The organism is Luteibacter sp. Sphag1AF, from assembly GCF_014192715.1.
GTDB lineage: Bacteria > Pseudomonadota > Gammaproteobacteria > Xanthomonadales > Rhodanobacteraceae > Luteibacter.
Genome location: NZ_JACHYH010000001.1, coordinates 518,484 through 541,950 on the forward strand (window position 1 = coordinate 518,484; position 23,467 = coordinate 541,950).

Consider the following 23,467-nt stretch of genomic DNA (forward strand, 5'->3'; position numbering starts at 1 on the left):
GGGACTCTTAGATGGGTAGTCGATACCACTCCCTCTGAAGGCTTCCTCTCCATGCGCCACCGTCTGGCCGTCCATATCGCCCTCGCCATCGCCAGTGCGATGACTCTTCCGAACCTGGCCATGGCGGCCAGCACGACGACGGCAGGGATCGCCGCCATGCCACTCACGCAGGCGCTGGACCGGTTCGCCCACGACACGGGCATGCAGGTCATCTACGCATCCGATGTTGCCGAAAGCATCCGCAGCCAGGGCTCTCCGGGCGGCGTCAGCGCGCAGGTGCAACTGGAACAGCTGCTGCGCGGCACCGGGCTCACCTTCCAGTTCGTTACGCCGACCACCGTGAGCATCGTGCGGGGAAACGCGCCCACCCGCACTCCCAACGCGGACCACGACCTCCCGCCCATCGATACCCGCAACGATCCGGCACTTAATCTCGCTCCCGTAAGCGTGCATGCCAATGCCGTGGACACTCTGGCGCCCAGCGCCGCACCGCTGGATGCCATCCAGCCCACCTCCGTGATCGACGAGCGCTTCATCCGCGATGGCCTGCGCTTCAATGCAAACTTTGACGACATCATCAAGTACGCACCCAGCGTCACCGTCACGTCACCCGAAGGCCCGGGCCTGGGCAAGAACGAAGGCATCAGCATCCGAGGCTTCCAGGATGGCCAGTTCAACGTCACCTTTGACGGCATCCCGTTTGGTGACGCCAGCGATCTGCATCACACCACATCGGCGTACTTCAACAATCACGTGCTTGGCCAGGCCGAGATCGACCGCGGCCCGGGTGGTGGCAGCACCATTGGCAACGCGACGTTCGGCGGCACGGTTGCCCTTCGCTCGCGCGAACCCTCCGGCGAAACCGGCATCACGCCGTATCTGACCATCGGCAGCTGGAACACGCGGGCCGGTGGTGTGTCGGTCGATGAGAGCCTGGGTGGTCACACAAAGCTGTTTGCGGATATTTCAAAAGAATCCAGCGACACGTTCCTCAAGGGCACCGACGACCGCCGCGAGCACGTGTTCATCAAGACGGTCACCGACCTCGGTACGGATACCACGCTGACCTTCGTCACCAGCTACAACCGCGAACATCAGAACACCGTGCAGGGCGCCACGAAGGACGAGATCGCGCGCTACGGCTGGCGTTACGGCCTGAGCAGCGATCCCGCGCTGCAGTCTTACAGCGGCTACAACAACGCCGCGTACTACTCCAGCTTCACCTACGTGGACCTCTCCAGCCGCCTCGGCGACTGGGATGTGGACAACAAGGTGTACCTGAATACCTTCGACCATTGGGCGCGCAAGACGGCCGACGCATCGGACGACAATCCGGCGCACAACGGGGTAACGTTCTACAACGCCGCCGGCAAGAAAGTCAGCACCAACAAGACCGACGTACCGGGCAAGCTGTCTGATTCGGGCTTTCACTCGTTCGGTGATGTACTGCGTCTGGGTCGCGACCTCGGCCCCGGACAGCTGCTGACGGGTGTATGGCTGGAGCGCAGCATCGACGCACGCTACCAGTACCCGCTGGACATGACCACGGACACCAAGACCGGCACCAAGTACGGTCAGGTCTACAACTATCTTCTGGATGACCGCACCGACACTTTCCAGCCGTACGTGCAATACGACTGGAAAGTGACCGATGCCATCACCGTCAGTCCCGGTGTCCGCTACTCCCAGGTCACGCGCTCGCTTGATGCCACGCTCAACAAGGTGTCGCCGCCTGTTCCGTCGCAAGCACAGGCCACCTACCACGCCACGCTGCCGTCGCTGAGCGTGCACGACCGCCTCTCGGACAACTGGAGCGCATACGCACAGGCGGCCAAAGGCTTTCTTGCGCCCCCCATCGACGTGATCCAGGTCAACGGCTCAGCAGGCCTGAAGCCAGAGCTTACGACCAACTATCAGCTCGGCACCGCCTATGCGTCACGCCAGCTCACGTTCGGTGCCAGCCTGTACTACATCAACTTTGCCAACTTCATCACCGAGACCGAAGTGGCGACGCCGAACGGCAACGAGAACGCTTACGTGAATGCCGGCGGCGCGATCTACAAGGGCGCGGAAGTCGAAGGAACCTACGCGCTCACGCACGACCTCAGCGTGTATGCGAACGCCAGCTACAACAAGGCCACGTACAAAAACAGCAACACCCAGGTCGCAGGAACGCCCAAGGTGACGGCTGCACTCGGCCTTCTTTATAGTGCGCAGAACGGCTTCTTCGGATCGGTCATGGGCAAGTTCCTCGGTCATCAGTACGGGCTGGACAACACCACGGACGCCTCGGGCGCCAGCGTCTTTCACAACGCACAGCGCATCGCCGGTTTCATGAGCGTGGATGCCGCAGCGGGCTATCGCACCGACAAGGGGCCAGCCGGCACCAAGGGCTACTCGATCAGCGTCGACGTGAACAACCTTTTTGATGTGCGCAAGTTCACCGGATATGCGGGCACGCAATCGGTCAGTGGTACTCCGCTCTATTTTGGCCTGCCAGGTCGCGGGGTGTTCCTCGACCTGTCCGTCAAGCTGTGAGGATGGCCGACATGGCACGTTCCACAATGAAACTCGCCTTTGCCTTACTGTGCGGGCTCGTTGCTGCCGAGCCCGCACTCGCCGCAAAAGATGCTGCACGCCTGGAAATCGTACTCATGCGCCACGGCGTGCGCTCGCCGACGAAGCCGCCGGAGACATACGCCGCCTATGCGGTTGACGCGTGGCCTGCGTGGCCCGTTGCACCGGGCATGCTGACCACCCACGGCGCAGAAGGCATGACCGCGATTGGCCGTACTTACCGTGCGTCCTTCGCGAAAGCGGGTCTGTGGAATGGTGCGTGCCCTGCGGATGCCCGCGTAGTCATCATCAGTGACAGCACACCGAGGAACCGGCAGAGTTCAGCCGCCTTTGTCACAGGATTGGCGCCGACATGTGATGGCGGCTTTCTCGGCCTCGACGGCGACACAAACAATCCGCTGTTTCATTACGGTGCTGGCGATGACAAGGATGCGGCCATTACGTCCACGCCGCCGGACGCGCCTGCGGAGCTGGCCGATCTGGAACGCGTGATGCTCAATTGCGACGCGGGCAAATGCGCGGACGTCGCAGGAAAAACGCGTCTTGCGACAGATACGCCGAAAGCCATCGCGGCATCCATGAAGATGGCCGGAACACTCAGCGAAAACCTCATGCTGTCGTACGTGCAAGGCATGCCCATGCAGGATGTGGGCTGGGGACGTGCCACCGAAGCCGATGTCGGCAAGATTGTGATGCTGCACAACGCGCAGTTTGCAGTCACGAAGAAGAGCCAGCCAGCTGCCGCGCAGGCAGGCTCCAATCTGGCCGCTCACATGCTGGCATCGCTGAATGCCGCCGCGGGGCAACCTGCCGACGCCGAACCGCTGGCACCAGCGGGCACGCGAGCTGTTGTTCTGATGGGACACGACACCAACCTGGCCAATATCGCCGGCGTGCTTGGGCTCGACTGGCATGACGCGACGCGGCCTGACGACTATCCACCCGGCGGGGCGGTCGTTATCGGCCTGTATGAGGTGAAAGGCGGTTATGAAGTGCGCGTGCGCACGGTGATGCCGTCACTCAACGCACTTCGCACAGCGCAAGCGGGGAAGGCGATGACACTTGTCGAAAGACCGGTAGCGTTGTCCTGCGCGAAGCGCACGGCGTGCACACTTGATGAGTTCAAAGCACTGGTGCAGCGCGGCAGCGATCCGCAGCGTGTAGACAAGGGGATGCCCGCGTTGTCAGTGCAACATCAGTCGCTACCCTGAAGGTCGCGCTTCGCAGGCCCGGGAGCGATTGGGTGATGCCCCGATCGCTCCCGGACAAGCCGGGTTATTCCACCGTTACCGACTTGGCAAGGTTGCGCGGCTGATCCACGTCGGTGCCGCGCATCACGGCCACGTGATAGGACAGCAGCTGAAGCGGGATGGTGAACACGGCGGGCGAAATGAAATCGCCGCCCGAATCCAGACGCACCATGGCGCCCTGCTCGATGCCATCGTCCATCTCCGCATTGGAATCGGCAAACACCACCAGCTGGCCGCCACGTGCGCGCACTTCCTGAAGATTGGACTTCAGCTTGTCCAGCAACGGGCCGTTGGGCGCCACAGCAACGATGGGCATGCTGTCGTCCACCAGCGCCAGCGGACCATGCTTGAGCTCACCCGCCGGATACGCTTCGGCGTGGATATAGGAAATTTCCTTGAGCTTCAGCGAGCCTTCCAGCGCCACCGGATAGTGCGCACCACGTCCGAGGAACAATGCGTGGTGACGGGAAATGAAGAGTTCCGCCAGCGCGACTACTTCCGGTTCGATCTTCAACGCCTGCTCGATGGCAGCGGGCAAGTGACGAAGCTCTTCGCACAGCGCCCGATACTTCGCATGATCCAGACCACGACGACGGCCTAGGTCCAGCGCCAGCAACGCGAATGCGGCCAGCTGCGTGGTGAATGCCTTCGTGGACGCCACGCCGATCTCCGGACCCGCACGCGTCATCAGTTTCAGATCGGACTCACGCACCACCGACGACTCAGGCACATTGCAGATCGCAAACGTGCCCAGATAACCGCGACGACGCGATTCACGCATGGCAGCCAGCGTGTCTGCCGTTTCACCCGACTGGGACACCGCGACAAACAGCGTGTCGGCAGGCACCACGACATCGCGATAGCGATACTCGCTGGCCACTTCGACCACGACAGGGATGCGCGCCAGCTCTTCAATCCAGTACTTGGCGACCATGCCTGCGTGATAGCTGGTGCCGCATGCCACGATGTGGATCTGCCTGGTGCGATCAAGCACGGGATCGGCATCAATGCCGAAGATGTTGGGAAGCACGCCATGCGGACCAATGCGACCCTCCAGCGTGTCGGCCACCGCACGCGGCTGCTCGAAGATTTCTTTCTGCATGTAGTGGCGATATTCACCGCGCTCGACAGCGTCGGCGGACAGTTCGCTTTCATGTGCCGCGCGATCCACCGGCTGACCATCCAGCGTGAAGACCTGCGCACTCTCGCGCGTGATCTCCACGACGTCGTCTTCTTCCAGATACATCATGCGGTTGGTGACTTTGATGAGCGCCTGAGCATCCGAACCCAGGAAATGCTCGCCGATGCCGATGCCGACCAGCAAGGGGCAGCCGCGACGCGCGCCCACGATGCGACCCGGCTCGTCCAGGCTGAGTACCGCGATGGCATAGGCGCCTTCCAGCTGACGCACGGCAGCCAGCACCGCTTCGCGCAGGCTGCGGCCATCGCTCAGCAGGTCGTCGATGAGCGCGCCCATCACTTCGGTATCGGTTTCCGAAGTGAACACACGCCCGCGCGACTTCAACTCTTCACGCAGGGCAACGTAGTTCTCGATGATGCCGTTGTGAACGATGGCAACGCGCCCCTGCACGTGCGGGTGTGCGTTGCTTTCGTTGGGAACGCCATGCGTCGCCCAGCGCGTGTGAGCGATGCCGGTGCCGCCGGGAAGCGGATCGGCGTCGTACAACGCTTCCATCTCACGAACCTTGCCCTTGGCGCGCACGCGACGGATGTCGTCACCGTCCGACACAGCAATGCCTGCCGAATCGTAACCGCGGTACTCCAGCGCCTTGAGGCCGGCAATCAGGATAGGCGCGACATCACGCTGGGCAGCGGCGGCAACAATTCCACACATGGGCAGGTCCTTTGATTCAGTTAACTTTGCGACGCAGATAGTTGAGCAGGTCGATACGGGTGATGAGGCCAAGGAACTGGTCGCCGTCCACGACGATGGCCACGTGACCCTTCTCGAATACCGACATCAATGCCTCGATGGACGAGGTCACCTGGAGCATTTCGGGCGACGCGATCATGGCGGTAGACACCAGATCACGGAACTTGGTTTCATCCGCGTGCACATGCAGCAACACATCCGATTCGTCCAGGATGCCGACGATGCGGTCGCCGTCCATCACCGGCAGCTGCGACACGTCGTAGAGCTTCATGCGGTTGTAAGCGGTGATGAGCAGGTCATCCGGCTTGATGACGACCGTGTCCCGCTGCGCATACGGGCGCAGGATCAGGTCGCGCAGGTCGCCGAAGCGCTCGCGCTCGATAAATCCGTTATCAAGCATCCAGTAGTCGTTGTACATCTTGGACAGGTACTTGTTGCCGGTATCGCATACAAGCGTCACCACGCGCTTGGGCGTGGTCTGCTCGCGGCAGTACTTGAGCGCGGCGGCCAGCAGGGTGCCCGTGGACGAACCACCCAGCACGCCCTCCTTCGCCAGCAACTCGCGCGCGGCCAGGAAGCTTTCCTTGTCCGAGATCGCATAAGCGGTTTTCACGCGGGAGAAATCGCTGATCGACGGCAGGAAGTCTTCACCGATGCCCTCGACCATCCAGCTGCCAGACTTCTCCGAGAGCACGCCCTCGTTGATGTACTGCGCGAGAATCGAGCCCACCGGATCGGCCAGCACGATTTCCGTGTCGGGCGAATGCTCGTTGAGATACGCGGTGAGGCCGCTCATGGTGCCCGACGAGCCGCAGCCCACCACGATCGCATCGACCTTTCCATCCAGCTGCTCAAGGATTTCCGGGCCGGTGGTCTGCACGTGGGCCAGCGGGTTGTCCGGGTTGCCGAACTGGTTGATGAAGTACGCGCCTGCGGTTTCGCGGGCAATGCGCTCGGCCATGTCCTGGTAGTACTCCGGATGACCCTTGGCGACGTCGGAGCGGGTGAGCACCACTTCTGCGCCCATCGCCTTGAGGTTGAAGATCTTTTCGCGACTCATCTTGTCCGGCACCACGAGGATCAGGCGATAGCCCTTCTGCTGGGCGACCAGAGCCAGCCCCAAACCAGTATTGCCCGCCGTACCTTCCACCAAAGTGTCGCCCGGACGAATTTTGCCCGCGCGCTCGGCGCCTTCGATCATGGACATGCCGATGCGATCCTTGATGGAGCCGCCCGGGTTGGTGCTCTCCAGCTTCAGGAACAATTCGCAACAGCCGGTATCAAGGTGCTGGGCCCGCACCATCGGGGTGCGACCGATCAACTCGAGAATGCTGTCGTAAACGCTCATCTGAACTCCATCGTGTGTCGTGCCAACGGTCGCTGGCCTTAAGGTTGCGTCGGGAAAAGCTCCGGACGCGGGCGCCCATGATAATGGTTGCGCCGAAGGAAGGCTCCAAGGGCGGCCGTTCAAAAAAAAGCGGCGGATACGTTGTCGTATCCGCCGCTCGTGAAATCCGTTTACGTCCGGGCGTGCATCAATGGACGGGCTGTCTGTCCCGCCACATTCGCTCAAGAAGCGTCTTGACCCGCAGCTTCTCCGTTTTCATCGCTTTGAGGCGTGAATCATCGACGGGCAGCACACCGATGTCGGCGTTGTGCACAATGCTGTCAAGATCCCTGTGGCGATGGTAGAGGCGACGAAAGTCGGGGTTATGGCTCATATATGCTTCGACGTCGTCACGCTGCTGGTTTTCGAACATTTCGATCTCCTCGCGGTAGGACAGGATCGCGGCGGGAGCCGCCATCCTTTCGTTCAGGAGTGAGGCACGCGCGAGTCCCTGGCCGGGATGGCGGGAGGGGGTGAGGCGGCGCGGTGGACTCATCAACGTACGCTTCGCTCCGGCAGGCCGTCACGCGGTTTTCGCGTGTCCGGGGAATCGAAGCTACTCCGCTTGGGAGGGGGGTGCAAGGGCATGACCGGACTTGTGACGATTTGCCGCCATCGTCATAAAATTTTGTTAACTCAATGAGTTAAAAATTTATCAGACTGTGTCGCGGTATGCATAAACGGCAACCGCCGTTCCCCGCAAAGCCCGCCCTGATGCGAAAAAAGCCGCGCCCGGGAGGCCCGGACGCGGCTTTGGGTATCACGCCAGAACGCCTGCGAAGGCGTTTTATTTTTTCGGCTTCTTCGTCGGCGTCGGATCAGAGGTATCCGGCGAGCTGGCATCACGCATCGCGCGGGCTGCCTGTTCCGCCAGTGCCGCCTGCTTCTTGGCCGCATTGGCCACGCGGGCCTGCGCCTCGGCCAGCTTGCGGGCCTTGTCGCCTTCCGCCTTGGCCTGTTCCAGTGCCTGCGAATATTCCACGCCCTGCTGCTGCAGACGCGCGGCTTCCTCGGAGATCATCTGGTTCTGCATGCGCTGCTGTTCGAGCTGGCGACGAGCCATCTCCGCATCGAGACGGCTGGCCTCAAGCAGGATGGAGTCGTGCTCACGATCCAGCTGCGCAGACTTGTTCTGAGCCTCCTGAAGCTGAGCCATGGCACGGGCGATGTCCACGCGACGTTCCGCGATGTACAGCGCATGCGCCCGCTCCTTGGAGGGAACGGTGGACAGCTGGTTGATGGACTCACGGGCCCGGGCCTGCTCCGCCTGGGCAAATCCGCCCAGGGCCGGATCACTGGAAAGCTGATCCAGGCTGGAGTTGAGGCGACGGACGTCGAGGTCGTCTTTCGCCGCAAAGGCATTGCCGGCAGCGAACGCCAGGGTCAATGCCGACAGAACGATGGTATAGCGCTTCATCACTGGCCTCCCTGATTGTCGTCACGCAGCGGCTGGGTCTGACCACCCGCGGGCGGAATGCCCTGGGAGGTGGGTTCGGGAAGAACCGACTCGGTTTCCTGCACGTTGCCCGGAATGGGCACGGTGTCGTTGGCGTGGTTGTCGATCATTTCAACGCGCATGCGCGCGTTTTCCTGACTCTTGGCCTGGTTCTGGGCGCGGGCAGCTCCCAGACGGGCCTTGGCCCGGGCCAGTTCGCTGTCGGCACGGGATTCCTCCGCCAGCGAAGCAGCCACTTCGTACTTACGCGAGGCCATGGCGGCCTGCGCTTGCTGGAACCGGGCCTGGGCGTAGTCCAGGTCTACCGGGGCGTAATCAGCGGCACCAGCGTCACGGGCGGCCTGGAGCTGGGCCTGAGCCTGGTTCAGGGCGCCGTCGGGCGGCGGGGTGCTGGCGCACCCTGCCAGCGTGGCAATGACGAACCCCAGGGCAGCTACGGCGCACAGCCGCAAAGCCTTAGAATGGGGTGTCGACGGCAAGTTGTGCACCATCACTCGTTCCTCGTACAGATTTGCGAGATATTGTCGATATACAGGCAGAAGCCTGAGCAAAGGCACGGGCCTTCTGTCTCGATTGTAATGCGAATCTCTGGGGGGTTAGGTGGATATCGGTTATTTCCTCAAGTTGATGGTCGACAAGGGCGCGTCGGATATGTTCCTGACGACCGGCGCCCCGGTGAACATCAAGGTCGAGGGCAAGCTCTACCCGCTGGGCAATACCGGCCTGCCCAGCGGCATGGTCAAGAAAATCGCCTATTCCCTCATGGATGAAGGCCAGGTTCCCCAGTTTGAGCGCGATCTTGAGCTCAACATGGCCCTGGCGGTAAAGGAGGCTGGCCGCTTCCGCATCAACGTGTTCAAGCAGCGCGGCGAGATCGGCATGGTCATCCGTGCCATCAAGAGCGAAATCCCGACGCTGGAGGAGCTGAAGCTGCCCTCCATCTTCCGCGACCTCATCATGGAGCCACGCGGCCTCATTCTGGTCGTGGGCGCTACCGGCTCGGGCAAGTCGACCACGCTGGCGGCCATGCTGGACCATCGCAATCAGAACAGCTCCGGTCACATCCTGACCGTTGAAGACCCGATTGAATACCTGCACCGCCACAAGCGCTCCATCGTCAATCAGCGTGAAGTGGGTCTGGATACCCACAGCTACGCCGAAGCGCTGAAGAACGCCATGCGTGAAGCGCCGGACGTCATCATGATCGGCGAAATCCGCGATACCGAAACCATGGAAGCGGCCATCGCATTCTCTGAAACCGGTCACCTGTGCCTGGCCACGCTGCACTCCAACAATGCCGACCAGACGCTGGAACGCATCCTCAACTTCTTCCCGGAAGCCAACCACAAGAACGTGCTGATGAACCTCGCGCTGAATCTGCGTGCGGTGATCAGCCAGCGCCTTGTGCTGGGCAAGGACGGCCACCGCATGCCGGCAACCGAAGTGCTTCTGAACACGCCGCTGATCCGCGACATGATCCGCCGTGGCCAGATTCACGAGGTGAAGGAAGCGATGGACCGCAGCCTGCAGGAAGGCATGCAGACCTTCGACCAGTCCCTGTACCGCCTGTATCGCGACGGACTGATCACGCTGGAAGAAACGCTCAACAAGGCCGATTCACGCGACGGTCTGGCGCTTAAGATCCGTCTTTCGGAAGGCTCCGCCGGCAGCGAGTTTGCCAACGCCGACCCGTACGGCATTGGTGTCTGACATGCCAATGGCCCGGCCGCGTGACGGCCGGGCCATACGTTGTCAGACGGCGTCGAGCTGCGCTTCCGGCGCCGCATCAGCAAACGCGGGCAACGCCTGTGCAGCAGCCGCTACCCGGCAGATGTTCGGCATGCCGCTCAGGTCCACGCCCCACCGGTTGGCGTTGTAGACCTGCGGAATCAGACAGGCATCCGCCAGCGTGGGCGTGTCGCCGTGACAGAAGGTGCCGGTGTCTCCCCGTGCCAGCAACGCCTCGAAGGCGTTCAGCCCGAGCGCAATCCAGTGACGTGACCAATCCGCCTTCTGCTCCTGCCCGGCGCCATACGTCGCCTCCAGATGTTGCAGAACACGCAGATTGCCCAGCGGGTGGATATCGCATGCCACAACCTGCATCAGTTCACGCACCCGTGCCCTGCCCCGCACGTCGTTGCGCGGCAGCAGCGGAGTTTCCGGGAACCGCTCGTCCAGATATTCCATGATGGTCATGGATTGGCGTACGACGAAGTCACCATCCACCAGCGTGGGAATCTGCTCCTGCGGGGACAGTTCGCGGTAGCTGGCTGAATGCTGCTGGCCGCCGTCGCTGATCAGGTGCACGGGATGAACCTGATATGGCAAACCCTTCAGATTCAGCGCAATGCGCACCCGGAATGCCGCACTGGAACGCCAGTAGCTGTACAGGACAAGCGAAGAAGCAGTCATCGAAGCACCCGTCAATGCGCCACCGGGCGCGGGAGGAAGGCTGATTCTAGCGCGCGCATTGCGCCCCGACGTGGTGGACCGGGACAATAGGCGTCTTTCCCCTTTCACCCTGGAGTCGAACGTGTCCGTCATCCGCATGAGTGACCTCGATCTGCGCGGCAAGCGCGTACTGATCCGTGAAGACCTGAACGTGCCCGTGAACAACGGCAACATCACGTCGACCCAGCGGCTGGACGCTGCGCTGCCCACCATCCGCGCTGCACGCGATGCGGGTGCGAAGGTGATGGTGCTCTCGCACCTTGGCCGTCCGACGGAAGGACAGTTCGATGAAGAAGCGTCGCTGAAGCCCGTGGCCGAGTGGCTGGGCAAGCAGCTGGGCAACAACGTACGTCTGGTGCGCGACTACCTCGACGGCGTGGATGTTGCCGAAGGTGAAGTGGTCGTGCTGGAAAACTGCCGCATGAACGTCGGTGAGGGCAAGGACAGCGATGATCTGTCGAAGAGATATGCCGCCCTGTGCGACATCTTCGTCATGGATGCCTTTGGTACCGCGCACCGCGCGCAGGCTTCCACGCATGGCGTGATCCGTTTCGCACCCATCGCTGCGGCGGGCCCGCTGCTGTCGGCCGAACTGGATGCACTGGGCAAGGCACTGGAAAATCCGGCCCGGCCGCTGCTCGCCATCGTTGCAGGCTCCAAGGTTTCCACGAAGCTCACGCTGCTGGAAAACCTCGCCAGTCGCATTGATCAGCTGATCGTGGGTGGCGGCATCGCCAACACGTTCATTGCTGCGGCAGGACACAAGGTGGGCAAGTCGCTGTACGAAGCCGACCTGCTGGACGCTGCGAAGAAAGTGATGGCCGATGCGAAGGCACGTGGCGCTGATGTGCCGGTGCCGACCGACGTCGTGGTCGCCAAGGCGTTTGCCGCCGATGCCCAAGCCACCGTGAAGGCAGTGGACCAGGTGGGGGATGACGACCTCATTCTCGATATCGGCCCGGATACGGCAAAGCGCTATGCCGACATGATCGCCAGCGCAGGCACCGTGGTGTGGAACGGGCCGGTCGGCGTGTTCGAGTTCGACGCTTTCGGCAAGGGCACCGAAACGCTGGCGCGCGCCATTGCTGCATCGAAGGCGTTTTCCATTGCTGGCGGCGGTGACACGCTGGCGGCGGTCGACAAGTACGGCATCGAGAACGACGTTTCGTACATCTCGACCGGTGGTGGTGCCTTTCTTGAATTCCTCGAAGGCAAGGAACTTCCCGCCGTTGCCGCCCTGAAAGAGCGCGCCCGGTGACGCTTTGTCTTTTTGATCTGGACGGTACGCTGATTGATTCCGAAGAAGGCATCTTCGCGGGCGTTCGTCATTCGTTGTCGGTGGTGGGTGGCCCTGCCATCGACAACGAATCGCTGCGTGCGTGGGTGGGTCCGCCGCTTCGTTACAGCTTCGCACAGGTGCTGGACAACGACGCGGAACGCATCGAACTGGCCATCGACGCGTACAGCCAGCGCTTCCAGCAGATCGGCTGGTCCGAACACAGGGTGTATGACGGCATTCCCGAAACGATGGCCGAACTGGTCGCTGCGGGACACACACTGGCCATCGTGACCAGCAAGGTGCGTCCGCACGCGGAAGTCATCGCGAAGCATCTGCCGTTCGGCCACCTTTTCACGCGCCTGTATGCGCCAGGCCCGGAAACGACGCGCAGCGAGAAAGCCGACATGATTGCGCAGGCGCTTGCAGATTTTGGCAGCGTGCCCACCGACGCCGTCATGGTGGGCGACCGTCGCTTCGATATCGAGGGTGCGGTTGAAAACAACGTGCGCGGTATCGGCGTGTTGTGGGGATTCGGCAGCCGGGAAGAGTTGAACGACGCCGGTGCCGCGTCCATCGCATCGACGCCCGCCGAACTGATTGCGCTGATTGGCGGCTAGTCCAACGCACTCGTGCGGGAGCGGCGCCCAGGCGTCCGCTCCCGCAAATTATCTGGCTTTTTTCCGAATAATCGCCCTAGGCGAAGCTCGCGCTGCTCTCTAGCCTGCCCTTTTCCCGAAGGCAGGACATTCCTGATGCAGCCGTCCGTTCCCGCACTCACATTCGAACAAACCCAGGAAATCAATCGCTGGCTGTGGACGTTCAGCCACGAGCTTGTGTCCAACCGTGCCACGACCACGGCGGGTCGATGGAGTCGCAACGTGCTTTCGCTGGGCGTGCGCCTCACGGTATCCGTAGGGCTCACCTCCGTGATCCGTCATCGCATCACGCACCTGCTGACGCAGTGCTTCGCAGAGCAATCCAGCACCGAACAACTCGTCGCCACCACATCCACCGCCCTGGTGCCCATCACCTGGACCGCAGGTGCGCTGGCGCTCAACTGGCGCGATGGTGGCACCACCCGCGCAGCGCGCCTGTCGCGCAGCATCGCGCTACTGGGCGGCGTCGCCGCCTTGGGATGGGCCGTGGAATCGGATGCTGCGGAAGGTGCTGCACCGTCGCTCATTGGCAACCTGCTTTACTGCGTGCTTCGCGATCTTTTCCAGGTAGCGCTGCAAGCGCCGGACAACAACGCCGCGCTCCGTCCTGCGGCCATTGCCGCGTCTGGTGTGGTGTATGGGCTTCAGCAGACGGCAGGTGGGGAAATCAGCAATCGCTTCTTTCCATCGAGCCCGCCGGACAGCACGGCCTGGAACTGGGAGGGCGCACTTGCCGGCGCCGCGCTCAACATCGGCCTGGAAGCGCTGGACGACCTGATGTTCCGCAGCACCGAACGCGCCATTGAACGGCACGAAAGCAACGGCCTGGACCCCGAGGGGCTGCGCATCCGGCTGAATGCCGCGATGCCCACGCCCGCATCGCTTGGCCGCGCTGCCGTCGGCATCGCACCTGCGCGGGCGATGCTGCTCACCACCGCGGTACTTGGCGCGAGATCCACCGCGATGCAGTTGCAGAACGCCGTCATGTCGCCCGAATTACGCATGTCGCTGGGAAACATCCTGGGCAATGTGATCGTGCTGGCCGGTTACACGATCCTGTTTGGCCAGCTGGTGCGCCAGGCCAATCGCTACAGCCTGGACAACGAGGACGCCACTGAGCTGGTGCGGCCGGGAAGCCTCACCGGATATCGCTCGCGGCCGTCGCACGCATCATTGCCAGCTATCGCAAGCGTTCGCGCGCCGCGCTCGCGGCCTCATACCGCCATCGACATGCCGGAGGATGCAGAACAGCACATGTAGAACGAAAAAGGCGCCCGGAAACCCGGGCGCCTTCTTGTGTGTTGCTGTAACGGGCTATCAGCCGATGGCGCGCTTCAGCGCTTCGACCACAGCAACCGTGGTGATGCCGAAGTGCTGGTACAGCTTGTTGGCCGGGGCCGAAGCACCAAAGGTGGTCATGCCGACCGTCGAGCCATCCAGACCAACGTACTTCGCCCAATAATCGACACTTGCCGCTTCCACCGCGACGCGCGCACGGCACCAGCCCGGCAGCACGCCTTCACGGTATTCCACCGGTTGCGCGTCGAACTCTTCCGTGCACGGCATCGACACCACGCGAACCGGGATGCCCTGCTGACCGAGCGTCTGCGCGGCTTCCATGGCCAGCTCCACTTCCGAGCCCGTGGCGATGACAATCGCCTTGAACTTCTCGGACGGCTCGAACAGCACGTAGCCGCCCTTCTCGATATCAGCCAGCTGCTGATCGCTGCGCTGCTGATGCTTGAGGTTCTGACGCGAGAAGATCAGGCAGGACGGGTTGCCCTTGCGCTCGATGGCCTTCTTCCAGGACACCGCCGATTCCACGGCATCGCACGGACGCCATACGCGATTGTTGGGAATCAGGCGCAGCGAACCCAGGTGCTCCACCGGCTGATGGGTGGGACCGTCTTCGCCCAGACCAATGGAGTCATGCGTGTAGACGTGAATGGCGTGTGCCGGAATCAACGCCGACATGCGCACCGCATTGCGCGCGTAATCGGAGAACACCAGGAACGTGGCGTCGTACGGCACGAAACCGCCGTGCAGTGCGATACCGTTGGAGATGGCCGACATGCCGAACTCACGCACGCCATAGTGAATGTAGTTGGCATCACCCGCACGCACGCCGACACTCTTCGAACCCTTCCAGATGGTGAGGTTCGACGGCGCCAGATCGGCAGAGCCACCAATCAGTTCCGGCAGGTGCGGACCAAACGCGTCGAGCGTCATCTGCGATGCCTTGCGCGATGCCACTTCCGGACCTTCAACCTGAAGCTTGCGCACATAGGCGTTGGCCACGTCGTTCCAGTCAGCCGGCAGTTCGCCTTCGTAACGGCGCTTCAGTTCGGCAGCCAGTTCCGGGAAAGCCTTCGCGTAAGCATCGAACCTGGCGTTCCACTCAGCTTCGAGCTTCGCACCGGTTTCCTTCGCATTCCACGAGTCATACATGGACTGCGGGATTTCAAAGGGGCCGTAGTTCCAGCCCAGCGCCACGCGCGCGGCTGCCACTTCGTCCTTGCCCAGCGCGGAGCCATGCGAGGATTCCTTGCCTTCCTTGTTAGGGGAACCAAAACCGATGATCGTCTTGCAGATGATCAGCGACGGCTTGTCGTCCTGCGAGGTCGCCTGCGAAAGAGCCTTCTTGATGGCTTCGCCATCGTGGCCATCCACCGGACGGCCATCGGCGCCCTGCACCACGTTCCAGCCGTACGCCTTGAAGCGCTCGGCAGTGTTGTCGGTGAACCAGTCGTGCACTTCACCGTCGATGGAAATACCGTTGTCGTCGTACACCACAACCAGCTTGCCCAGCTTCAGCGTGCCGGCGAGCGATGCGGCTTCGTGCGAAATGCCTTCCATCAGGCAACCGTCACCCACGAATACATAGGTGTGATGACCAACGATCTGGTGACCTTCGCGGTTGAAGCGATCTGCCAGCACGCGCTCGGCGATGGCAAAGCCCACCGCGTTGGCAAGGCCCTGGCCCAGCGGGCCGGTGGTCGTTTCAACACCCGGCGTGTGGTGATACTCCGGATGGCCAGCCGTCTTCGAGCCAAGCTGACGGAAGTTTTTCAGCTCCTGAATCGGCAGGTCATATCCGGTCAGATGCAGCAGTGCGTACTGCAGCATCGAGCCGTGACCATTGGAGAGAATGAAGCGATCACGGTTGAACCAATGTGGATTGGCCGGATTGTGCTGGAGGAAATCGCCCCACAGGACTTCGGCGATATCCGCCATGCCCATGGGCATCCCGGGATGGCCGGAATTGGCGGCTTCGACACCATCCATGGCAAGGGCGCGGATCGCATTGGCGCGTTCGCGGCGTGTCGTCATCGGCGTTCTCCAGGTAGTCGGGGGGCGGAAAACGTCAATTGTCGCCGATCCCGCAATACTTGTGGTGTTAAGCCGTGCTGCGCTGCAACGGTTAACCGCGGCTTAATGTTTAACGGTCACGTAATGAACTCCTTCAGGTTCGCCCCCTTCTAATGGTCAGGCGGGTGCATCCATGACACCCGCTCCTTCGGGCATCGCCGAACCCCCGGCGGCACGCAGGCCAATAAGATTTGGAGAACCCCATGATCAAGAAAACGCTACTCGCCCTCGGCCTCGGCGCCGCAGGTTTCGTCGCCCTCCCCGCCATGGCTCAGGATTCCACCGCAACTTCGGGTGGCAATTATCAGCCGGACCAGGCTGTCGGCACCGGCAACTGGACCCTCGGCGCAAGCGTCGGTCGCACCAACGGTAGCGATACCGGCGGCTTCGGCAGCAACGCAAGCGGTTTCAACTTCCTGAAGGGCGATCAGGGCCGTCGCACCGGTTACGGCGTGACTGGCGGTTATCGCTGGAAGGTCGGCAACGATCTCGGCCTCGGTCTCGAAGCCGGTTATGTTGATCTTGGTAACTACCGCGTGAAGAACGTCTTCAACTCCGGCGACGTCAATCAGCGCAGCACCGAAAACGCACTGCGTGGCTGGACGGTCGGTGTGAACGGCAAGCTCAACCTCGTGCCGCAGTGGTACATCAGCGCACGTGGCGGTTACTTCCGCGCCAACGACAACAACACCAACTACAACAACAGCCTTGGCCAGGATCTCGGCCTGTCCAGCGGCGGCCGCCCGAATCGCGGCAGCTGGTACGCCGGCGTGGGTACCGGTTGGGACATCAACCAGCATTGGGGTGTAGGCGTGAACTACGACTACTACCACGCCAATGCAGGCAAGGTCGTCAACAACGACGGCACGGTCTCCCCGGACCTGAAGCGCTCGACCGGTATCGTGTCGATCGCTGGCGAATACCGCTTCTAAGAAGCATTGGCTCGCGCAAGACCTTAAGCCGCGGCGCGCAAGCGCCGCGGCTTAATCGTTTCTTAATGCTGAACTCACAAGTATTGAATGCTTCCGACCCGACCACATGTATGGGTCAGCGCTACGAAAAACGCATGCGCAACGTGTGCCGGATCACGCCTTCCCCAGCGCCGGCCGCGAAAGTCATAACAGGAGAATCTCCATGAAGAAGACACTTATTGCCCTCGCTATCGCCACCGCCGGCCTGGCCGTGGTTCCCGCCGCCTTCGCGCAGAGCGCTTATGGCAACGGCAGCTGGTTCGTCAACGGCAACGTTGGCCGCACCTCCATCGACAAGGGCCCGTATGACGGCCACGACACCGGTTACGGCATCAACGGCGGTTACCGCTGGACGGTGAATCCGTCGGTCGCCCTGGGCGTGGAAGCCGGTTACAACGATCTGGGCAACGTCAACGCCAAGAATCTCTTCAACGGCGACCGCGTCGTTGATCGCGGCAAGTCGCAGCTGCACGGCTGGACAGCTGGCGTGAATGGCCACTTCAACATTGATCCGAAGTGGTACATCAGCGCCCGCGGCGGCATCTACAGCTGGAAGGGTCACGGCATGGAGAGCGGCAACGACAATGACTTCGTTCGCCACGGCATCGACAAGACCAGCTGGTACGCCGGTGCAGGTGTCGGTTACGACTTCAGCAACCGCGTGAGCCTGGGCCTCAACTACGATCATTACGACGCGAAGAAGAACAACGTCGACCTGAGCACCGACATGGTCTCGGTCAGCGCTGAATACCGCTTCTGATCGTTCGCAACATCGTGTGAAACAAAGGGCGCTCCGGCGCCCTTTGTTTCGTGCCTTGGAAAAAGCAAAAAAAAGACGCCGTTTTTCCCGGCGTCTTTTTCTTCAGCGGCAGAAGCAGAAGGTAATCAACCCTTCCACTGGCCCAGCGCAGCCAGACCATTTTCCTTCGCACGAGCCGCGACAATCTTCTGCGCCTCGGCGACATTGCCCTTGATGTCCTTCGCCCACAGAGCCAGGGCGGCCTGCTGCATGGCGCGACCGTACGAGAAGCTCAGCGGCCACGGGTGCGGGCCGATCTTGTTGATCTGGTTGAGGTTGGCCGTGGCCTGCTCATCCTTCTGGCCACCCGACAGGAACACGATGCCCGGCAGCGTGGCCGGCACGGTGTTCTTCAGCACGAGAACCGTGGCCTCAGCCACTTCCTCAGCGGTGGACTGCTCTTCGGCATGGGTGCCGGCGATGACCATGCTGGCTTTCAGAATGGTGCCTTCCAGCATCACGTTCTGCTCGTACAGCGCGTTGAACAGGCTGCGCAGCACGGCCTCGTGCACGTCGTAGCTCACTTCGATGCTGTGGTTGCCATCCATGATGACTTCCGGCTCAACCATCGGAACGATGCCGGCTTCCTGGCACAGGGCTGCGTAGCGGGCCAGCGCGTGGGCGTTGGCTTCGATGGCCGTGGAGCTCGGGTTGTCTTCCGAGATGTTGATCACGGCGCGCCACTTGGCGAACTGAGCGCCCAGCTTCGCGTATTCCTTCAGGCGATCACGCAGGCCATCGAGGCCTTCGGTGACCACATCGCCGGGGAAGCCAGCCAGAGCGACGGGGCCCTTGTCGACCTTGATGCCCGGAATGATGCCGTTCTTCTTCATCACTTCCGTGAAGGGGACGCCGTCCTTCGTGGACTGACGGATGGTTTCATCGAACAGGATGGCGCCGGAAACGTGCTCGGACAGACCCGGGGTCGTCAGCAACAGTTCGCGGTAAGCGCGGCGGTTTTCCTCGGTGTTCTCGATACCCACGGCCTCGAAGCGCTTGGCGATGGTGGTGGTCGATTCGTCGATGGCAATGATGCCCTTACCGGGGGCAACCATGGCCTGCGCGATGGTTTCGAGATCTTCGATGCTCATGACAACTCCGTGGATCGGGGCGGTGCGTGTACCGCAAAGGACGGGCTTGCCCCAACGGGAGGGTCGGGGCTCGGAAGAAAGCCGGCGAAGTATAGGGCACAAGGCCGGGGCGCCCACGGGGCGCCGCAGCATGATCCGTTACTGGGCGCTGGTGTAGCCCGGCAGGACGCACTTCTTCAGGATTTCAGCGCGACGGGCCTGGTCTTCAGGCATGTTGAACTCGACCACGTAATACGTGGCGATCTCGCGGCCGCTGCGGTTGGCGGACGATGGCGCGTAATGGAAGTTCTTCACGGCGCTGACGGCCGGAATGCCGAGGTCGCCTTCGGGAAACACTTTGGCGGCCACCACGTTGCTGGTCTGGCCGTTGGAGCCGATGTTGTAGGTAACCGCGGCGCAACCGGGCTGGTCGAGGTTCTTGCCCGTGTTGGGCACGTCGACATCCACGTGGCTGTTGGTCAGCACGAAATACGACGGAACGCGATCCGGAGCCACCTTCATGGCGGAGCCGTACTGGGCGAAAGCGGGTACGGCAGCAGCGCTGAGCGCCACGACAAGGGAAAGACGGGTGAGTCGGCTGATCATGGCGCCCTCTTGCGTTGAGAAACTCGTGAATGGAGTTTAACGCCGTGAGGGTGTGAGCGTGTTGCGAAAAGCTGTGCTGGTTTGGCGAAGCCTCAGGCAAAAAAGCCACGACGGCGACAGCGAAGTCACCGCCGTGGCTTTTTGATCAAGCCGTTACAGGTCGCGCAGGCTGTCCGGAATGCCATCGTTGCCGATGACCAGCAGCTTCAGCGTGTTGGTACCACCGCCACGGCCGATGTGGTCGCCGTGGGTCAGGATCACGCGGTCGCCTTCGGCCAGCTTGCCCAGCTGGAACAGGTGCTGGAGCGCTGCACGTGCGGTGTGCGCCGGGTCCAGGTTGCTCTGCTCGAAGTCCACCGGCTGCACGTCACGCAACACCAGCATGCGACGACGGGCCACATCCGAGGGCGACAGCGCGTAGATGGGCACGGCGAAGCGGTAACGCGACAGCCATTGTGCCGTGGCGCCGGACTCGGTCAGGGCCACGATGGCGCGGACGCCCACCTGGGCGGCCAGCAGCATCGCGGCAAGCGCGATGGCCTGGTCGCTGCGATCCAGCTGGTGGATGCCCGGACGCAGGTCGTCGCGCGGCTCGAACTGACGCTCTGCGCCGAGGCAGATGCGGCGCATGGCTGCCACGGCCTTGTCCGGATGCGCGCCAGCGGCGCTTTCCTGCGACAGCATCACGGCGTCGGTGCCGTCGATGACCGCGTTGGCCACGTCCAGCACTTCGGCGCGGGTGGGAATCGGCGCGGTGACCATCGACTGCAGCATCTGCGTGGCCGTGATGACCGAGCGGTTGCGCAGCACGGACTCGCGGATGATCTTCTTCTGCAGGCCCGGAAGCTCGGCGTCGCCGATTTCCACGCCAAGGTCGCCACGGGCAACCATCACGACGTCGGAGGCGTCGATGATCTCGCCGAGCACGGGGATGGCGTCAGCGCGCTCGATCTTCGAGACGATGGCTGCGTCGCCGCCGGCTTCGCGAAGAAGGCGGCGTGCTTCGTGCAGGTCTTCCGCGCAACGCACGAACGACACGGCAAGGAAGTCGGCGCCCATCTCGGCAGCCAGCTTGATGTCGGCGCGATCCTTGTCCGAAAGCGCGGCCACGCTGAGGCCACCGCCCTGGCGGTTGAGGCCCTTGCGGTCGGAGAGGCGGCCACCAATGGCAACGCGGCAGCGAACTTCCGAACCCACCACTTCGACCACGGTCATGGCAACCAGGCCGTCGTCCAGCAGCAGCACGTCGCCCGCGACCACGTCGTTGGGCAGGCCGTAGTAGCTGACGCCAATGCGCGACGCATTGCCTGCGGGTGCATCCGGACGGCAGTCCAGCACGAAGCTGTCACCGGCCATCAGGTCGACGGGGCCACCGGCGAACTTCTCGATGCGGATCTTCGGACCCTGAAGGTCAGCCAGAATGCCGACTTCCCGGCCAACCGCTTCGGCGGCAGCGCGCACAGCGGCGGCGCGGGCGCGATGGTCGTCCGGCGTGCCGTGCGAAAGGTTGAGGCGGACCACGTCGACGCCCTCCTCCAGGATGCGTTCGAGCATGCCCGGAGCATCGGTGGCGGGGCCGAGGGTGGCAACGATCTTGGTGCGGCGTACTTGTATGTCGGTCATTTCACGAAGTTAACACAGGCTTAGATCGAGGGAATACGTCGGCATGCTTATGAAATTGCGCGCCGACGCGCCGGTCAGTTCTTGAGGGTGCGGTTGAGCAGGTCTGCCAGACGCTTGCCCGCCTCACGCAGGCGGCGGTCGGCAATGGGCAGCTCGGCCGCCACGTAGGCGTCGTCAATCACGTGACCCTTCGGGTAGACGCCGCCATCGCGGGTGATCCGGCAGGACTCCTCGGCCCACTGCGCGTAGGGGTTATCCAGCGGAGCGATGGGCGGCGGCAGGGTCACCGGGCCGTCGTCGGCCAGGTTCTGCGCGTACTGCTGCCACTTGAGGTTGCGGGTGTTGATCATCCCGGAATCCCATACGCGATGCAGGTTGGAGCCCTTTCCGTCCATCTGCACCTGATAGTCGTTGCCGCCCTTGTCGTCGCGGTAACCGCCGTGCAGCGGCTGGTGGGCGTCGCCCACGAAATGCACCACGAAGTTGAGCGCCTGCGCGCGATCCGTGTCCGACGCCCTGGCGTCTCCGAGGATCGCGACGTATTTCTCCAGTCCACCCACGACGCAGCGGCCGTCAGCGCAGTCGCGCGGCGGCACGTAAGTGCAGGTGTCATCGGCAAAATTGATGTAGTGCAGCGGGCCCGTGGCCTTGCCCAGATCACGCGTTTCCGGGTTGTCGCGCAGCTCGTCAGCCCAGCTGGCGATGTCGGACATGGACTGTGCGCCTTCGGCGTGGAGCAGGCGCTCAACAACGGCGCGGGTCTGCGGAGTGAGCTGGCGGCTGGCCAGATCCGCCACGATGCGGTGGCCATTGGCACCCCAGGCGTGAGCGGAAGGAGCCACGGCGGTAAGGGCCAGGGCAACAAGAGCGGCCAGCGAGCCGCGCATAACGAAAGAGGTCATGGATCGCATCATGGGTAGGGACTGTCCATCAAGTCTGCCATACGCACCCCACTCTGGGATGACAGATCGCCGCGCCGCAGCAAGCCGGTCATGGGGGCTTTCCGCTAACATGACGGTTTTACCCACCCGCACCCCTTCAGAAGAGGACGCTGCCCATGACCATCAAGGTCGCCATCAACGGTTACGGACGCATCGGTCGCAACATCCTGCGTTCGCTGTACGAAGCAGGTCTTAACGGCAAGGACATCCAGATCGTTGCAGTCAACGATCTTGGCGATGCCGAAACCAACGCGCACCTCACCCAGTACGACACGGCGCACGGCCGTTTCCCGGGTCAGGTTTCTGTCGACGGCGGCGACCTGATCGTCAACGGCGACCGCATCAAGGTGTGCGCCGAGCGCGATCCGTCCAAGCTGCCGTGGGCTGACCTCGGTGTGGACGTGGTGCTGGAATCCACCGGCTTCTTCACCTCCAAGGCCAAGGCCGGCGCGCACATCGCCGCTGGTGCGAAGAAGGTCATCATCTCCGCGCCCGGCGACAAGGACGTGGACGGCACGTTCGTGTTCGGCGTGAACCACGACAAGCTGACCTCGGGTCACCAGGTCATCTCCAACGCATCGTGCACCACGAACTGCCTCGCGCCGCTCGCCAAGGTGCTGAACGAGAAGATCGGCATCGTCAACGGCCTGATGACCACCATCCACGCCTACACGAACGACCAGGTGCTGACGGACGTCTATCACTCCGACCTGCGCCGCGCCCGCAGCGCCACGCACAGCCAGATCCCGACCAAGACCGGCGCTGCCGCCGCGGTTGGCCTCGTGCTGCCGGAACTCAATGGCAAGCTCGACGGCTTCGCCATGCGCGTGCCGACGATCAACGTGTCTGTCGTCGATCTGGTTTTCACCGCGGCTCGCGCCACGACGAAGGAAGAAATCGACGCTGCCCTCACCGAAGCCGCCAACGGCGCGATGAAGGGCATCCTGGACGTGAACACGAAGCCGCTGGTCTCCATCGACTTCAACCACAACCCGCACTCGTCGATCTACGACTCGACACAGACCCGCGTCATGGGCGGCACGCTGGTGAAGGTTCTGTCCTGGTACGACAACGAGTGGGGTTTCTCCAACCGCATGCTCGACATCACCAAGGCACTGATGGCCGCGAAGTAATTCGC

The 23,467-nt window shown here is 62.5% G+C and carries 20 protein-coding genes; 9 read left to right on the forward strand and 11 right to left on the reverse strand.

Features of this window, described 5'->3' with window-relative positions; all coding sequences use genetic code 11:
- Nucleotides 1–51: 51 nt before the first annotated feature.
- Both FHW69_RS02360 and FHW69_RS02365 read left to right on the forward strand, forming a co-directional pair.
- Nucleotides 52–2,538 (forward strand): TonB-dependent receptor, encoded by a 2,487-nt coding sequence (locus FHW69_RS02360; protein ID WP_183421408.1) that lies wholly within the window; start codon nt 52–54, stop codon nt 2,536–2,538.
- Between the two features lie 11 nt (nt 2,539–2,549).
- Entirely contained in the window at nt 2,550–3,788 is a 1,239-nt protein-coding gene (locus FHW69_RS02365; RefSeq protein WP_183421409.1) for a histidine-type phosphatase, read from the forward strand.
- Nucleotides 3,789–3,852: 64 nt separating this feature from the next.
- Here FHW69_RS02365 and glmS read toward each other — a convergent pair whose 3' ends face one another.
- From glmS to FHW69_RS02390, 5 genes are all read right to left on the reverse strand, one after another.
- Entirely contained in the window at nt 3,853–5,682 is a 1,830-nt protein-coding gene (gene glmS, locus FHW69_RS02370) for a glutamine--fructose-6-phosphate transaminase (isomerizing) (protein ID WP_183421410.1), read from the reverse strand.
- 16 nt (nt 5,683–5,698) lie between these two features.
- Nucleotides 5,699–7,069 (reverse strand): pyridoxal-phosphate dependent enzyme, encoded by a 1,371-nt coding sequence (locus FHW69_RS02375; RefSeq protein WP_183421411.1) that lies wholly within the window; start codon nt 7,067–7,069, stop codon nt 5,699–5,701.
- Between the two features lie 187 nt (nt 7,070–7,256).
- Nucleotides 7,257–7,604: a YdcH family protein gene (locus FHW69_RS19180; protein ID WP_343203950.1), complete on the reverse strand. Its 348-nt coding sequence runs from the start codon at nt 7,602–7,604 to the stop codon at nt 7,257–7,259.
- Between the two features lie 291 nt (nt 7,605–7,895).
- The gene (locus FHW69_RS02385; RefSeq protein WP_183421412.1) at nt 7,896–8,525 is read right to left on the reverse strand and encodes a hypothetical protein; all 630 of its coding nucleotides are present in this window, start codon (nt 8,523–8,525) and stop codon (nt 7,896–7,898) included.
- Nucleotides 8,525–9,055 carry a DUF4398 domain-containing protein gene (locus tag FHW69_RS02390; protein WP_183421413.1) on the reverse strand — a complete coding sequence of 177 codons (531 nt, stop codon included), beginning with the start codon at nt 9,053–9,055 and terminating at the stop codon, nt 8,525–8,527. Before FHW69_RS02390 ends, FHW69_RS02385 begins: the two co-directional genes overlap by 1 nt.
- Nucleotides 9,056–9,164: 109 nt before the next feature.
- Here FHW69_RS02390 and FHW69_RS02395 point away from each other — a divergent pair, with 109 nt between their 5' ends.
- Nucleotides 9,165–10,274 (forward strand): PilT/PilU family type 4a pilus ATPase, encoded by a 1,110-nt coding sequence (locus tag FHW69_RS02395; RefSeq protein ID WP_183421414.1) that lies wholly within the window; start codon nt 9,165–9,167, stop codon nt 10,272–10,274.
- Between the two features lie 42 nt (nt 10,275–10,316).
- On the opposite strand, the gene maiA is transcribed toward FHW69_RS02395, so the two are convergent.
- Nucleotides 10,317–10,976 (reverse strand): maleylacetoacetate isomerase, encoded by a 660-nt coding sequence (gene maiA, locus FHW69_RS02400; protein WP_183421415.1) that lies wholly within the window; start codon nt 10,974–10,976, stop codon nt 10,317–10,319.
- Nucleotides 10,977–11,097: 121 nt separating this feature from the next.
- On the opposite strand from maiA, the gene FHW69_RS02405 reads away from it, so the two are divergent.
- From FHW69_RS02405 to FHW69_RS02415, 3 genes are all read left to right on the forward strand, one after another.
- Nucleotides 11,098–12,273, forward strand: coding sequence for a phosphoglycerate kinase (locus tag FHW69_RS02405; protein ID WP_183421416.1), 1,176 nt, complete (start codon nt 11,098–11,100; stop codon nt 12,271–12,273).
- Nucleotides 12,270–12,911 carry an HAD hydrolase-like protein gene (locus FHW69_RS02410; RefSeq protein WP_183421417.1) on the forward strand — a complete coding sequence of 214 codons (642 nt, stop codon included), beginning with the start codon at nt 12,270–12,272 and terminating at the stop codon, nt 12,909–12,911. The genes FHW69_RS02405 and FHW69_RS02410 overlap by 4 nt, the downstream gene beginning before the upstream one ends.
- 135 nt (nt 12,912–13,046) lie before the next feature.
- The gene (locus FHW69_RS02415; protein WP_183421418.1) at nt 13,047–14,210 is read left to right on the forward strand and encodes a hypothetical protein; all 1,164 of its coding nucleotides are present in this window, start codon (nt 13,047–13,049) and stop codon (nt 14,208–14,210) included.
- 57 nt (nt 14,211–14,267) lie between these two features.
- Here FHW69_RS02415 and tkt read toward each other — a convergent pair whose 3' ends face one another.
- Complete coding sequence (tkt, locus tag FHW69_RS02420) at nt 14,268–16,280, reverse strand: transketolase (RefSeq protein ID WP_183421419.1); 2,013 nt, start codon at nt 16,278–16,280, stop codon at nt 14,268–14,270.
- 242 nt (nt 16,281–16,522) lie between these two features.
- Here tkt and FHW69_RS02425 point away from each other — a divergent pair, with 242 nt between their 5' ends.
- Nucleotides 16,523–17,251 carry an outer membrane beta-barrel protein gene (locus tag FHW69_RS02425; RefSeq protein ID WP_221195352.1) on the forward strand — a complete coding sequence of 243 codons (729 nt, stop codon included), beginning with the start codon at nt 16,523–16,525 and terminating at the stop codon, nt 17,249–17,251.
- Nucleotides 17,252–17,453: 202 nt separating this feature from the next.
- Nucleotides 17,454–18,050, forward strand: a complete 597-nt coding sequence (locus FHW69_RS02430; protein WP_183421420.1) for a porin family protein — start codon at nt 17,454–17,456, stop codon at nt 18,048–18,050.
- 125 nt (nt 18,051–18,175) lie between these two features.
- Here FHW69_RS02430 and FHW69_RS02435 read toward each other — a convergent pair whose 3' ends face one another.
- The 4 genes from FHW69_RS02435 to FHW69_RS02450 all read right to left on the reverse strand — a co-directional run bounded on the left by FHW69_RS02435 (nt 18,176) and on the right by FHW69_RS02450 (nt 22,290).
- Nucleotides 18,176–19,180 carry a class I fructose-bisphosphate aldolase gene (locus FHW69_RS02435; RefSeq protein ID WP_183421421.1) on the reverse strand — a complete coding sequence of 335 codons (1,005 nt, stop codon included), beginning with the start codon at nt 19,178–19,180 and terminating at the stop codon, nt 18,176–18,178.
- Between the two features lie 138 nt (nt 19,181–19,318).
- Nucleotides 19,319–19,765 carry an energy transducer TonB gene (locus tag FHW69_RS02440; protein WP_183421422.1) on the reverse strand — a complete coding sequence of 149 codons (447 nt, stop codon included), beginning with the start codon at nt 19,763–19,765 and terminating at the stop codon, nt 19,319–19,321.
- Nucleotides 19,766–19,918: 153 nt separating this feature from the next.
- Nucleotides 19,919–21,388 (reverse strand): pyruvate kinase, encoded by a 1,470-nt coding sequence (pyk, locus tag FHW69_RS02445; protein WP_183421423.1) that lies wholly within the window; start codon nt 21,386–21,388, stop codon nt 19,919–19,921.
- A gap of 74 nt (nt 21,389–21,462) precedes the next feature.
- Nucleotides 21,463–22,290, reverse strand: a complete 828-nt coding sequence (locus FHW69_RS02450) for a S1/P1 nuclease (RefSeq protein ID WP_255494487.1) — start codon at nt 22,288–22,290, stop codon at nt 21,463–21,465.
- 155 nt (nt 22,291–22,445) lie between these two features.
- On the opposite strand from FHW69_RS02450, the gene gap reads away from it, so the two are divergent.
- On the forward strand, nt 22,446–23,462 hold the full coding sequence (gene gap / locus FHW69_RS02455) for a type I glyceraldehyde-3-phosphate dehydrogenase (protein ID WP_183421424.1): 1,017 nt from the start codon (nt 22,446–22,448) through the stop codon (nt 23,460–23,462).
- The last annotated feature ends 5 nt before the right edge of the window (nt 23,463–23,467 follow it).

Bases quoted from the DNA above. Each gene is read 5' to 3' on its own strand.
- maiA (WP_183421415.1), bottom strand. From the start codon at position 10,976: ATGACTGCTTCTTCGCTTGTCCTGTACAGCTACTGGCGTTCCAGTGCG.
- FHW69_RS02385 (WP_183421412.1), bottom strand. From the start codon at position 8,525: ATGAAGCGCTATACCATCGTTCTGTCGGCATTGACCCTGGCGTTCGCT.
- FHW69_RS02415 (WP_183421418.1), top strand. From the start codon at position 13,047: ATGCAGCCGTCCGTTCCCGCACTCACATTCGAACAAACCCAGGAAATC.
- FHW69_RS02375 (WP_183421411.1), bottom strand. From the start codon at position 7,069: ATGAGCGTTTACGACAGCATTCTCGAGTTGATCGGTCGCACCCCGATG.
- FHW69_RS02390 (WP_183421413.1), bottom strand. From the start codon at position 9,055: ATGGTGCACAACTTGCCGTCGACACCCCATTCTAAGGCTTTGCGGCTG.
- tkt (WP_183421419.1), bottom strand. From the start codon at position 16,280: ATGACGACACGCCGCGAACGCGCCAATGCGATCCGCGCCCTTGCCATG.
- FHW69_RS02435 (WP_183421421.1), bottom strand. From the start codon at position 19,180: ATGAGCATCGAAGATCTCGAAACCATCGCGCAGGCCATGGTTGCCCCC.
- FHW69_RS19180 (WP_343203950.1), bottom strand. From the start codon at position 7,604: ATGAGTCCACCGCGCCGCCTCACCCCCTCCCGCCATCCCGGCCAGGGA.
- FHW69_RS02450 (WP_255494487.1), bottom strand. From the start codon at position 22,290: ATGACCTCTTTCGTTATGCGCGGCTCGCTGGCCGCTCTTGTTGCCCTG.
- glmS (WP_183421410.1), bottom strand. From the start codon at position 5,682: ATGTGTGGAATTGTTGCCGCCGCTGCCCAGCGTGATGTCGCGCCTATC.
- pyk (WP_183421423.1), bottom strand. From the start codon at position 21,388: ATGACCGACATACAAGTACGCCGCACCAAGATCGTTGCCACCCTCGGC.
- FHW69_RS02430 (WP_183421420.1), top strand. From the start codon at position 17,454: ATGAAGAAGACACTTATTGCCCTCGCTATCGCCACCGCCGGCCTGGCC.
- FHW69_RS02440 (WP_183421422.1), bottom strand. From the start codon at position 19,765: ATGATCAGCCGACTCACCCGTCTTTCCCTTGTCGTGGCGCTCAGCGCT.
- gap (WP_183421424.1), top strand. From the start codon at position 22,446: ATGACCATCAAGGTCGCCATCAACGGTTACGGACGCATCGGTCGCAAC.
- FHW69_RS02360 (WP_183421408.1), top strand. From the start codon at position 52: ATGCGCCACCGTCTGGCCGTCCATATCGCCCTCGCCATCGCCAGTGCG.
- FHW69_RS02425 (WP_221195352.1), top strand. From the start codon at position 16,523: ATGATCAAGAAAACGCTACTCGCCCTCGGCCTCGGCGCCGCAGGTTTC.
- FHW69_RS02365 (WP_183421409.1), top strand. From the start codon at position 2,550: ATGGCACGTTCCACAATGAAACTCGCCTTTGCCTTACTGTGCGGGCTC.